The organism is Lysinibacillus sp. UBA6686 (assembly GCF_002455205.1).
Lineage (GTDB): Bacteria > Bacillota > Bacilli > Bacillales_A > Planococcaceae > Lysinibacillus > Lysinibacillus pakistanensis.
In genome coordinates, this window is sequence record NZ_DKJS01000025.1 from 19,273 (window position 1) to 31,262 (window position 11,990).

At 36.2% G+C, this 11,990-nt stretch carries 12 protein-coding genes; 3 read left to right on the forward strand and 9 right to left on the reverse strand.

Going from position 1 to position 11,990, the window contains the following annotated elements; genetic code table 11:
* Positions 1-202: 202 nt before the first annotated feature.
* Positions 203-1,087 carry a LysR family transcriptional regulator gene (locus tag B2R82_RS06920; RefSeq protein ID WP_286924176.1) on the reverse strand — a complete coding sequence of 295 codons (885 nt, stop codon included), beginning with the start codon at positions 1,085-1,087 and terminating at the stop codon, positions 203-205.
* A 139-nt stretch (positions 1,088-1,226) separates the two neighbouring features.
* Here B2R82_RS06920 and hutG point away from each other — a divergent pair, with 139 nt between their 5' ends.
* Together hutG and gltS are read left to right on the forward strand one after the other, a co-directional pair.
* On the forward strand, positions 1,227-2,192 hold the full coding sequence (hutG, locus tag B2R82_RS06925) for a formimidoylglutamase (protein WP_286924164.1): 966 nt from the start codon (positions 1,227-1,229) through the stop codon (positions 2,190-2,192).
* Complete coding sequence (gene gltS / locus B2R82_RS06930; protein WP_286924165.1) at positions 2,189-3,373, forward strand: sodium/glutamate symporter; 1,185 nt, start codon at positions 2,189-2,191, stop codon at positions 3,371-3,373. Before hutG ends, gltS begins: the two co-directional genes overlap by 4 nt.
* A 60-nt stretch (positions 3,374-3,433) precedes the next feature.
* Here gltS and B2R82_RS06935 read toward each other — a convergent pair whose 3' ends face one another.
* From B2R82_RS06935 to B2R82_RS06965, 7 genes are all read right to left on the reverse strand, one after another.
* Positions 3,434-4,693 (reverse strand): polysaccharide deacetylase family protein, encoded by a 1,260-nt coding sequence (locus B2R82_RS06935; protein ID WP_286924166.1) that lies wholly within the window; start codon positions 4,691-4,693, stop codon positions 3,434-3,436.
* A gap of 115 nt (positions 4,694-4,808) precedes the next feature.
* The gene (locus B2R82_RS06940) at positions 4,809-5,360 is read right to left on the reverse strand and encodes a hypothetical protein (RefSeq protein ID WP_286924167.1); all 552 of its coding nucleotides are present in this window, start codon (positions 5,358-5,360) and stop codon (positions 4,809-4,811) included.
* Positions 5,361-5,372: 12 nt separating this feature from the next.
* Positions 5,373-6,209, reverse strand: a complete 837-nt coding sequence (locus B2R82_RS06945; protein WP_286924168.1) for a D-alanyl-D-alanine carboxypeptidase family protein — start codon at positions 6,207-6,209, stop codon at positions 5,373-5,375.
* Between the two features lie 221 nt (positions 6,210-6,430).
* Positions 6,431-7,048: a histidine phosphatase family protein gene (locus tag B2R82_RS06950; RefSeq protein WP_286924169.1), complete on the reverse strand. Its 618-nt coding sequence runs from the start codon at positions 7,046-7,048 to the stop codon at positions 6,431-6,433.
* A 22-nt stretch (positions 7,049-7,070) separates the two neighbouring features.
* Positions 7,071-7,493: a DUF3995 domain-containing protein gene (locus B2R82_RS06955; protein WP_286924170.1), complete on the reverse strand. Its 423-nt coding sequence runs from the start codon at positions 7,491-7,493 to the stop codon at positions 7,071-7,073.
* A 102-nt stretch (positions 7,494-7,595) separates the two neighbouring features.
* Entirely contained in the window at positions 7,596-8,111 is a 516-nt protein-coding gene (locus B2R82_RS06960) for a TetR/AcrR family transcriptional regulator (RefSeq protein WP_286924171.1), read from the reverse strand.
* 256 nt (positions 8,112-8,367) lie between these two features.
* On the reverse strand, positions 8,368-10,056 hold the full coding sequence (locus tag B2R82_RS06965; RefSeq protein ID WP_286924172.1) for an AAA family ATPase: 1,689 nt from the start codon (positions 10,054-10,056) through the stop codon (positions 8,368-8,370).
* 94 nt (positions 10,057-10,150) lie between these two features.
* Here B2R82_RS06965 and B2R82_RS06970 point away from each other — a divergent pair, with 94 nt between their 5' ends.
* Positions 10,151-10,582, forward strand: a complete 432-nt coding sequence (locus B2R82_RS06970; protein WP_286924173.1) for a hypothetical protein — start codon at positions 10,151-10,153, stop codon at positions 10,580-10,582.
* Positions 10,583-10,655: 73 nt separating this feature from the next.
* Here B2R82_RS06970 and B2R82_RS06975 read toward each other — a convergent pair whose 3' ends face one another.
* A complete protein-coding gene (locus tag B2R82_RS06975; protein ID WP_286924174.1) occupies positions 10,656-11,633 on the reverse strand; it encodes a helix-turn-helix transcriptional regulator in 978 nt (325 codons plus the stop codon).
* Positions 11,634-11,990 lie beyond the last annotated feature (357 nt).

Consider the following 11,990-nt stretch of genomic DNA (forward strand, 5'->3'; position numbering starts at 1 on the left):
ATTCCTTTGAAAATCCGTGACAACCTGAAGATAAAAAATGAATGAATGTTCATTTTATTTCTTACATTAAATGTTACCGCTATATTTCCTGTAAATCAATCATCTATTTCAGAAAAATTTGAATGATAGAGAAAATTTGGTCATGAATCAGCATTTTTGATAGGTAGGGAAATTTTCAAAACAAAAACATTATTATTAGTGATTAGGACTCAAAAAATTGCACTATATTTGCTAATAAGTGACGAATGGCAAGAGGTAAATGACGATTTTTTAGAGATACTAAATACACATTGCGCCGTAAATTTGGACCATCTATTTCTTTTTGTACAATAGTTTTTGCGGTAGGACCTTGTAAGTAATTTTCCGGTAAGATTGTAATCCCTAAATTTTCTCGAACAAGCGATACAGCCGTTTCAAAACGTTCAATTTCATATTGAATATTCATCTTTACGTTAGCCTGCTCGAACGCACTTAAAATATCAAGCCTCGTTTGAAAACCTTCTGTACTAATGATAAATGGTTCGTTGCATAAATCAGCAAACGTCAGTCGATCCTTTTCTGCTAATGGATGATTTAATGGTAAAACAGCAACAAGACGCTCTTCATATAAGTTCTGAACTTCAAGCTCGTCATCATCCATCCGCTGATTAGTAATAATTACATGTGTTTTATAGCTTTTTAGTGATTTTTTAACCCGCTTACTGCCTAAAATATCTACTAAATGAATCATCATTTGTGGATAGTCACTTTTATAGTTTGCAATAACTTTTGGTAGCCAATGCTTGATGGATTCCATCACACCTATCGTCACTTCACTTGTACCATGCACAATCACTTCATCCATTTCTATTTTTAAAATTTCCATATTTTTCAAAATTGCTTTTGCTCGTTCATATAAAAGTTCACCTGCTTCTGTTAGTTGGAGATTTCTTGTATTTCTTTTCAATAAGGGTGAGCCAATCTCTTGCTCTAATTTCTTAATGGCATTGCTTAAGGAAGGCTGCGAAATATGCAATTTCTCTGCTGCCTTTGAAAAATTCATTTGCTCTGTAACAGCAATAAAATATTGTAACTGTTTTAAATCCAACATAAAACCACTCCTATTTATAGTTAAAAACTATAGATTAATAATAATTATATATTAGTAATTATAATTATGTGAATATATAATAAATTTACAACATTATTTACACTACAATAATATTGGAAATGGGGTTAAAAGGGTTATGTATGCAATGACAGATCAAAAACAATGGGAAGGCCGTATAGATTCCACTACTAATACGAGTAGTTTTCGTTTACATCAAAAGGTAAAAAGAATTCCGATTAATGATGTAAGCGCTTCAGATTATCAGCATGCTGCTATTGTTGGCTTTATTTGTGATGAGGGTGTACGCCGCAACCAAGGTCGAATAGGGGCGGCAAGTGGACCAAACGCTTTACGTGCCGCATTAGCTAGCCTACCTTGGACTTTCACTGAGGAACAGCAAGTAATTGATGTAGGCAATATTCTGTGCCTCAATCATGCATTAGAGGATGCACAAAGTGAGCTAGGTGGAATTGTTCAAACACTACTCACTAAAAAATGTCAATGTGTTGTGCTTGGTGGTGGGCATGAGACATTATATGGTCACTATTTAGGAGTTCGTGCAGCATTGCCAAAGGATGCCAAAATCGGCATCGTCAATATCGATGCACATTTTGACTTACGACCTTATGATGAACAGCCATCTTCTGGTACCATGTTCCGTCAAATTTTAGAGCAAGATCCATATACTGATTATTTGGTCCTTGGCATTCAGCGCTATGGCAATACTAATGAGCTATTTGAAAAAGCAGATGAATTACATGTGAAATATATATTAGAAGAAAATATGACTGCTGAAAATAAAGTGCAAATTCTCAATGATCTTCAGCACTACATGGATAATCATGATTATGTGCTGTTAACGCTATGTATGGATGTGCTAAATGCTGCCTTTGCACCAGGTGTTAGTGCGCCCTCTCCGTTTGGGCTTGACACAACAACTGTACGCACAATACTGCAAAAGGTAACATCACATCCAAAGACACATTCTTTTGATATTTGTGAGGTAAATCCTTCTCTTGATGAGAACGGACGCACAGTTAAATTAGGTGCTTATTTTGTCTATGAAGCACTAAATAACTTATTGAAGGGGCAAGGTTCATGATCGAATTTAATCAAATTACAACTATCTTTTTAGCAGCTGCCCTATTAGGTTTAGGTAGCTGGCTAATAAGCAGAATCAGCTTTTTAAAACGTTTTTGCATTCCAGCACCAGTTGTTGGGGGCTTATTATTTGCCGCATTAGCAACTATTTTAAAGACAACTGGTACCTTAGAAATTTCTCTTGATACATCTTTGCAAAGTCTATTTATGATTACCTTCTTCACAACAATCGGCTTAGGCGCAAGCTTTAAACTAGTGAAGCTAGGTGGTAAGTTATTGATAATCTACTGGTTAGCGTGTGGCTTCCTTGCACTGATGCAAAATGTGATTGGTGTATCTCTTGCATCCCTAATGGGCATCCATCCATTAATTGGTATGATGGCGGGTGCTGTCTCTATGGAAGGTGGGCATGGTGCAGCGGCAGCGTTTGGACAAACATTAGAAGACTTAGGTATTTCTTCTGCCATGACAATTGGTGCAGCAGCAGCTACATGTGGATTAGTTGCTGGTGGCTTAATTGGTGGCCCTATTGTGAAGTACTTAGTTGGTAAGTATAATTTAACTCCTGATGAACAAGAAACAGAAGAAATAGATTATGAAAATAAACATGAGCAAATTACATCTAATTCATTCTTTTCACAGGTAATAATCATTACATTTTGTATGGCTGTAGGTACGTATGTTGGAACATTGTTCTCAGAGGCGACAGGCTTTGTATTACCGGGCTATGTAGGTGCCATGTTTGTTGCGGTAATCGTACGTAATATTATGGATAAAGTAAAGCCAGCAGCGATTAATATGAAAAGCATTTCTTTAATCGGTGATGTGACATTAGGTATTTTCCTTTCAATGGCACTCATGAGCATTAAATTATGGGAAATTGCCGATTTAGCACTTCCACTATTTATTATTGTGTTCGCACAAGTCTTCTTTATCGTTGTATTCAGTACTTTTGTATTATTTAAATTACTTGGGAAAAATTACGATGCGGCGGTTATGGTTGCAGGCTTTGCAGGTCATGGTTTAGGAGCAACACCAAATGCAATGGCTAATATGTCAGCTGTTGTCCAACGCTTCGGTCCATCGAAAAAAGCATTTCTTGTTGTACCAATCGTTGGGGCATTTTTAATCGATGTCTTTGGTATACCAATCATTATCACAACGATTAATTTATTTAAATAATGAAAGAGCCGTGCAATCGTCTATTTTGACAGATTGCACGGCTCTTTTATTGGGCTTTTATTATTGTAATATTTCACTAACAGTAACAAATTCGTAGCCTTGCTTTTGCAAGTAAAGAATAACGTTTTCGAGACCGTTTGCTGTTGATTGATGAATATCATGCATTAAAATAATGCTTCCATCTTTCACTGATGCTTTAACATACGCTAAAATCTTATCAGCGTTGCGATGCTTCCAATCAAGTGTATCGATTGACCATAAAATGGAGGGCATTGTTATTACAGAACGAACTTGCTCATTCGTGGCACCATAGGGTGGACGGAAAACTGTTGGGTACTGTCCAATTGCTGCATAAATAGCATTACTTGTTCGATCCACCTCTTGCTTGACACTTCCTGCTGATAAGTTGGTTAATTTAGAATGATTCCATGTATGATTCCCTACTTCATGTCCTGCATCATAAATTTTTTCCACTAATGCAGCATTTTTAGTAACGTTTTTACCAACCATAAAAAAGGTTGCATGTGCATCGTATTTTTTTAGTATTGCTAAAATTTGTGGCGTAACCTTTGCATCTGGACCATCATCAAATGTTAATGCTACTCGTTTCTTTTCCCCTTTTGCTACTTGAACACCTTTATTATAGACTTTATTATCTAGCTTTTTAATGTCCACTAGCTCTGAAGCCTTGACATAACCTTTTAGTGTATCTGTTTCTACATAGGACCAGCCAGCAAGTATTGTATATTGCTGCACTTCTGTTTTATTTGCAATTGTACCAAGCACTTCACCAATAGGACTAGCTGTTAAACGAAGGGTAGCTCCATTTTTAGCATTTACTTGCTTTTTAATTACAACTGGCTTCTTTAAAGAATTCGTTGCTACATAGCCCATTTCCTGACCATATTGGACAAAGGACCAACCTCCGGGTGCTGATCCGTATACATAAATTAGGCTATTTTCATAAAGCTGCCCTGTTTTTTGTGAACTAGGACTAGGATATGTAAATAAAGATGTTCCACCCTTATTAGCTACTATATACTTTTCAGATGTCAGACTTGCTAATGCTGTCTTTTCTACGTAGCCCTCCAGCTGTTGCCCTTTAATGGTTGCCCATTCCCCACTTATAGATACAACTTTTACATAGCTACCCTTTGCTATCTGACCGATTACGGCACTATCTATAGAAGGTTCAACATATACAGCTGAGTCTTTGGTTATTTGCTGGATTGGTGATGCACCCTCCGCATTTGCATCTGCTACAAATAGAAAGCTAATTAAACATGTCAAAAAAATAGCATAGGGTAAAAGCTTTTTCATTGTTTCCACCGTCCTTTATTATCATAGATGTCATTTCACATGCGTGTTTGTTCTGAAAAACAGAGATTTCTACTTACATGATAGAATAATAGATTATACCAAAAAATAGTAAAAATCAACTAGTTTTTGTAATTGAAAATTTCTTCATCAATATGCTTTGGTAGCTGGGATCAACTGCATATTGTTGAATAGTTTGTTCATGTTTTGTTAAAAATTCTTCAACGATTTCTTCCTCAAAAAAATCATTTCCATGTGGTAACGTCGGGAAAAGAGACTCCATTTCAGTTATCAACTCATCTCTAGGAACCTCATATAATTCTCCATCGATTTCAAAGCCATAGCCCTGTGCATTTGGAACTAAAATTGCACCTATCATTGCATTATAAACCAATGCTTTCTCTTTTGATGTGGAAGAAGAAAACCAACTATTTAAAGCCTCATTGTCATTTCGATAAATGACACGTAATACCTCCCCTCTTAAATCAAAATGGTCAACTGTATCCCCATGCATGAATACAGTATTTGCTATTTTACTGACCTTCATATGATCCCCCACATATGTGCCGATAAAAGGCTCCCAAGCAGCCTTCTCTTTTTCCGGTGCCTGTGTGGTGCATCCTACTAATAAGACGATTGTTAGGATTAAAAAAGTTGCTAATTTTTTCATGTTTTTTTCCTCCTATAGTGCTTCATAGGCTGTTAGGGCATCTTCAATATGCTGTGGTGGCGTCCATGCTTGCCCTGCTGCATTCGTTGTAATGAAGAGATAACGCTTACCATTTTTTTCGATAATAGATGCTAAGCAAAGACCCGCTTCAGGCGTGTAGCCCGTTTTCCCTCCTACGATTGCCCCATCTGCTCCCGCTATTTTCATCAAAAGCGAACTCGATATTGTCAGTTCATTTGGGACATGTGTTATATAGCTTTTTGAGGTTAAAATTTGATAAAAGGTTGGATTTTCAATAGCATAACGAAATAATTTACTAAGATCACGCACACTTGAAACATGGGCGTCATCATGTAGTCCGCTGGCATTAACAAAATGTGTATTATCCATCCCCAATTCCTGTGCCTTATTATTCATAAGTGTCACAAAAGCTTCCTCACTGCCTGCAATAGCATCTGCCAATGTTCCTGTAGCATCTGCTCCAGAGGCTAGCAGTGTACCATATAATAAATCCTCCATCGTTACAAAATCACCTGCCTTAAACCCAGCCATAGAAGCATTTTGTGCAGTAAATTTTGTAATGGTTTGTGGTTCAACAATGGTTTGCTTTTGAAGATTGACACTCCCCTCAATAGCCACAATTGCTGTCATAATTTTCGTTAATGAGGCTGGATATATAATGGCATCTGCATTTTTTTCATATAGGACATCCCCTTTTTCGTTCAGCAGCAAAGCATTTTTACTATGTAATGTAGGTAGCTCTATTTGTGCATTTTCAGAAGTGTTATCAAGATAATAAAAAAGGAAAGCTGCCACACAGATACAACAAAATAAGACAAATTTTTTCATAAAAAAACGCCCCCCACACATTATAATAGGGGGCAATTCTGAATATTCCTGTAGGTAATTTATGAAGAATTTCTTAAGATACGACCTAATCAATTTCGCCTTGGCGTAATTGCGTCCGGATTTAGACTGAGTTCCGCTATTTCAGTAGGTGCTTGGACACCCACTGAAAAGGAACCCAAACCGCATTCATCTTACCACCTGTAGCGGTGGGAGTCTTCTGCTTAATGAAGATAAAAATCATCAAAATCTGAATAGATCGTGGTAATGGTGTTATTTGATAATTTAAAGAACATATCCTGTGATACTGCTAGCTTTAAGGCATCTTCCCTTCCTAAGCCAGCATAAAGCCCACGTAAAATTCGTCCTGTTAAGCCATGTGAAATCGCGATTACTTTTGGTTCGCGCTGTATCTCCTCTAGCCAATCACTTATTCTACTTGTAACAGCTTCATAGGTTTCCCCATCTGGTGCATGAAAATACCAGCTATAAATGTCTCCTTTGTGAAAGCGTTTTGGCCAAGTACTTTCAATTTCAGACGTTGTTAATCCTGCCCATTGACCAACAGCAACTTCAGCTAATCGTTTGTCCTGCTGAACATTTTGAACATCATATCCTATTGTTTCACAGATAATCGCAGCACTTTGCATGGCTCTTCCCAATGGGCTCGATACAATTTTCCACTCTTGAGGATTGCCAATGATACTTTTTAGCATACATGCATTTTGCTGTACTTGCTGAATGCCAGCTTCAGTTAAAGGTGAATCAAGCTCACCTTGGTAACGACCCTGTAAATTAAATTCTGTTTCACCATGGCGAAATAGGTAAATCGTTTGACTCATTCTGATTTCCTCCTATGTATTCTTAAAATAACAGAATAATATAGGTTAAGCCCAAGAACAAGCATAAAGGACTGTATATCCAAGTATCATATCGAGCAAACTGAGAATGCTTTATTTTCTTAAAAAATCCTAGATAGTTAAAATCACCAATAGCTCGAATCATAAAAACGGTAGCACATACGATACTTCCAATCTTAGTAAGAGCACTTGTCTGAAGGCTCTCTAAGTAACCTGCTTGAAAAATTAACATGAAACTAGCCAGCAAAATAAGAACAGCAACAAGTATGGTCCCAAGCTTTCTTGGCTTAAAAATAGGCTGTTGTTCTCCCTTTTTTATCGGAATGACTGCTGCTGTTCCCCATCGACCTCCAAAAGCCCAATAAATATGAAGCACACTGATAAACCACAGAAGACCAATTGCTATAAATGTTATTACTGTTGTCATGGTTGCCTTCCTCTCCTCCATCATAACTTAACAAAACATACACTACCGTATGTTATAGTGTAAAAGTAGTCCCTAATAAGGGTTTACACCATATTAGGGACCTTAGTGAATATGCATTAATAATCTTAGCATTTTTTCTATCTCAAAATGGGGATTTGCTTCAAACCTTGTCATCCACCCCACATACGTCAAATAGGCAAGTCTTGCGCGATCTAATGATTCAACATCATCCATGCCCATTTTTCGATATAATTTTGCCACACAAGCAATTCTCTGCTCTTCAATCTCGACTAATCTTGCTGCAACAGCCAAATCATATTTAGCCCATGCATAAATGCCAATCTCTATTTTTTTATCTCTGCTAAAGCTAATACGTAGCAGCTGTTCCAACGTAGCCTGCTCCTGCTCCATACTTTGAACAATCTGCTTTGTTGCATGTATTTCCCAATAATCGAGCATTGCATCCAACAGCTCTTGATGATCACGAAAATAATGGTAAAAGCTACCTTTGCTAATCTTAAGTAAGCGGGCAAGTGCTTCGATTCGAACTTTATGTATTCCTGCATCAGCTAGTTGTTGTAATCCAGCCTTAATCCAATCTTCCCTTGTTAATTGCATAGTCATTTCTCCATAAAAATACGATAGCGTATGTTTTGTGTTAGATTACTACTTTTCTTATTACTTGTCAATTATTCAGTTGGTTTGTTTTTTTGAATTTTAATGTTGTTATTGACTGTAATATTGATTGTCAATACTCTTGGTAAAATACAGGCACCTACTAAAATGATCATCATAAGCTTTTTCATCTGTCATCCCCTTTTTTATTTTAATTGACCAAAGTACCTTGCCATAAGCACTTTGGTCATTACCATTATCAAAATGTATTATCAAATAGATTTTCTGTAATACCGAGTAAAATATCATCCTCTGCAAATGTCATAAGCTCTTGCTTGGTAATATTGTTTTGCTGAATTAGTCGATTTGATTGGATAGTTACTAGCTTTTCGAATAAATTTCGAATATATCGCCCATTTGAAAAATTAGGAATCGACTCAATCGGAATTTTTTGAAGTTGATCTCTCATATGGTTTGCAAATGCTTCTTCATATTGATAATCATTGTTTTTACATAGCATAGCAAAAATATCATAAAGTTCCTCTGTGCTAAAATTATCAAATTGTACAAAATGATTAAAGCGTGATTTAAAGCCTGGGTTAGCTAATAGAAATTCCTCCATCAGCTCTGTATATCCCGCTACAATAACGACTAAATCATCCCGTAGATCCTCCATTGCCTTTAATAGGCTATCAATTGCTTCCTTCCCAAATGCATCTTGTTTATCATTAACCAGTGAATAGGCCTCATCGATAAAAAGCACGCCACCTTTTGCCTTATTGACTACTTCCTGTACCTTTAGAGCTGTCTGACCAACATAACCTGCAACTAAGCCCGCGCGATCTGTTTCTACAAAATGGCCGCTTGAAAGAACGCCGAGATGCTTATAGATTTGACCAATAATTCGAGCAACTGTTGTTTTCCCTGTACCAGGATTACCAGAGAAGACAAGATGATAAGTTATTGGGAAGCTTGTTAATCCATGATCGACACGTAAGCTTTGAATTTTAATAAAGTTAATGAGGTTATGTAATTCCTTCTTAGCATTTGGAAGTCCAACAAGATTATCTAATTGCTGTTGTAATTTCTCAATTTCTCGCTCAATTTCCGGTGTTATCCGTAACCGTTCACCATTAATAAACTCACCGCTATAAATAATCTTGCCATTTTCATTAAAATAATCTCCGCGGCCATGCTTTTCTCCATTTACAAGCTCGCCGATATAGCACGCCTGTCCACTAGCATAATAAAGAGTACCATGCCCTGTCATAGCATCCTCTTTAAATTGGCCCTCCGCCTCAAGCACACCTAGTCTTGAGTAAATCTTTCCCTTGCCATGCTTTGTATCCTCAAAGAAATACCCTTCGTATTGAAGTGTAGATACCCCACTCGCAAGCTCCTCTGCACTTGGTGTCTCAGGTGCATAGTAAAGCTTTCCTGCCCCCTGCATATGATTCCATATAAAATCACCTTCATATTGTAAAAAGCCGTTTGGATAATATTGTTTCCCTTTTCCTTTCTTCATGCCATGGACAAAATCGCCTTCATATTGCGGCTGATCTAAATGGGGATACTGTGCTCGTAACTCCAGAAATGGAGCAATCAAATCTTCCTCATAATATAAAATTCCATAACCATCCATTAAATCATTACGAAAATGACCCTCGTAATAAATATGTCCATCTTTATATAAAATGCCATTTCCTTGCTTTTTGTTTTGAATAAATTCACCTTGGTAAATCATTTGACCTTTTAAATACATAATGCCATTTCCCTGCTTCATGTGATTGGCAAATTCACCTTCAAATAATAGTTCCCCGTCTTGATCGAATAATGTCCCCTTACCATCATAAATGTCATGTCCAAAATCGTTTTTTTTCACACCACCACGATACATTACTGTGCCGTCAGGATAATATAGCTCTTTTTCTTCATAATTATGTGTCATTTTATTGCCATCCTTTATCAATTCAGTATATGCTCAATTATAGCGTGGAAAAGTGTACATTTGTGTGAATTTTTTGAATTTAAGGAGTTTTTACATGAAAAAAAGATACAAACTACTAATAGGTATCCTTCTACCTCTTATCATCCTTTTCGTTTCAACATTATTAATAACAAGAGATTCAACTTTCGATAAGGAGGTAATAGAACGACTTGATATTGAGCAAGTAAATGAAATCGAAATTATTCGTGGCTCAGATGAAAAATCCATTACGATAACCGATGCCTCTCTTATTCATCAAATTATGGAACAATTTAACGGCCAATCACTTCGTAAAATACGCTTCAATAAATCTGAAGATGACGAGGTTTATTGGTTAACGTTACACATAAATGATCAACGTGAAATAGGCTTACGCTTAGATAATTCGAAGAATTTACTTGTTTATTTATATGAAGAAAACTATATGAAAGATTACAAATTTTTAGGGGATTTACAGTTAAATTTTATTGAAGAACTATTTCAATAATTATTGTAAATATCTAAATCCGCTTCGTCTTTTAGAAGATTTAGCGGATTTTTTCCTTTCGATGAGTGTTGAATTATATATAACGATAATTTTGCTGCATTGAATGAATGGTTTCAATCATTTCCTCTCTTAGCTCAATTGGCTCTATTACTTCAATATTCGCGCCTTGACTAAGCAGCCACATTTTAATGCCACGTCCAAAAACCTCAGCCTCAAATAAATAGTGTTCATCTTTATTGGATAATATTTTAGCTGTTGGTAGACGATCTAATACAGCCTGCGGAGATGAGCCATTAAAAATAAATTTAATATGCATAAGCTCACCAGCATGCATAAATTGAATACGCTTGCGGAATTCCCCCTCCTGAAAACGTTCAGCATAGGGTATTTTAAATTTTTTATCCAGCTCCAACAGATGCTGTATACGGTCGACGCGGTAGACAATCGGCAAATCCTTCTCATGCTTACTATCATAGGCAATTAAATAAAAATAGTACTCAGAGAAAATAACAGCAAGTGGTTTTACTATTTTTACCACAGGGATTGTTTCTCCCTCACACAAATAATCAATTTGAATTGTTTTCTTTTTTTGAATGACCTCTGAAAGATTCCAAATTACCTGAAGTAAAGACTTCCGATGATTTAAATCTACATATAAATGCTTTTCGTTTAAGATAATATTATGGATAAACTCTTGTTTATCAGCCGCAACAATTGAAATAAGCTTATCTATAATCTCACTCATTTCAGATTTTAAAAACGCTCTTGATTCAATAAGAATTTTGACTATCGCTAAAACTTGCTCTTTCGATAAAATATTTTCTCCGATATTTGTTAGCTTATAGACCTTTTCTGTTCGCACATATTCTAAATGACAGTTCAATTTAGCCTTTTCAATATACGCTCGAATTTGATCCAGATCGCGTTGTATGGTTTTTTCACCAACTTGATGTGTAAATGCCTCTTGTTTTTTGTTTATTCCTTGACCATCCATCAATCTATCAAACATAGAAATGACGCGATAGCCTTTATTTTGTTGTGAATCTACCATATATCCCACTCTTTCTTCATCATTACCTCTCTATTATACAAATTGAGTTGGACACTATTAGTCCTTTTCACTATAAAATTTCTATATTATTGCTATAATTGGTACTATACTAATTTAACGAAAATTCGTCATACAACAGACTAAACAAACTATATTTTTGTCATAATTAAGGATATTTTTACAATCAATTACACCTTGGCTTACACGCATAAAACATCTGCCGCTACTTTCGATACAAAAAACTTTTATTGTTGTTGTTGCTGTCGCTTCGCTTTCGCACAGGTAAAACCGTGTTGCTGTCGCTTCGCTTTCGCACAGTTAAAACCGTGTTGCTGTCGCTTCGCTTTCGCACAGCTA

Bases quoted from the DNA above. Each gene is read 5' to 3' on its own strand.
- hutG (WP_286924164.1), top strand. From the start codon at position 1,227: ATGTATGCAATGACAGATCAAAAACAATGGGAAGGCCGTATAGATTCC.
- gltS (WP_286924165.1), top strand. From the start codon at position 2,189: ATGATCGAATTTAATCAAATTACAACTATCTTTTTAGCAGCTGCCCTA.
- B2R82_RS06935 (WP_286924166.1), bottom strand. From the start codon at position 4,693: ATGAAAAAGCTTTTACCCTATGCTATTTTTTTGACATGTTTAATTAGC.
- B2R82_RS06940 (WP_286924167.1), bottom strand. From the start codon at position 5,360: ATGAAAAAATTAGCAACTTTTTTAATCCTAACAATCGTCTTATTAGTA.
- B2R82_RS06945 (WP_286924168.1), bottom strand. From the start codon at position 6,209: ATGAAAAAATTTGTCTTATTTTGTTGTATCTGTGTGGCAGCTTTCCTT.
- B2R82_RS06950 (WP_286924169.1), bottom strand. From the start codon at position 7,048: ATGAGTCAAACGATTTACCTATTTCGCCATGGTGAAACAGAATTTAAT.
- B2R82_RS06955 (WP_286924170.1), bottom strand. From the start codon at position 7,493: ATGACAACAGTAATAACATTTATAGCAATTGGTCTTCTGTGGTTTATC.
- B2R82_RS06960 (WP_286924171.1), bottom strand. From the start codon at position 8,111: ATGCAATTAACAAGGGAAGATTGGATTAAGGCTGGATTACAACAACTA.
- B2R82_RS06965 (WP_286924172.1), bottom strand. From the start codon at position 10,056: ATGACACATAATTATGAAGAAAAAGAGCTATATTATCCTGACGGCACA.
- B2R82_RS06970 (WP_286924173.1), top strand. From the start codon at position 10,151: ATGAAAAAAAGATACAAACTACTAATAGGTATCCTTCTACCTCTTATC.
- B2R82_RS06975 (WP_286924174.1), bottom strand. From the start codon at position 11,633: ATGGTAGATTCACAACAAAATAAAGGCTATCGCGTCATTTCTATGTTT.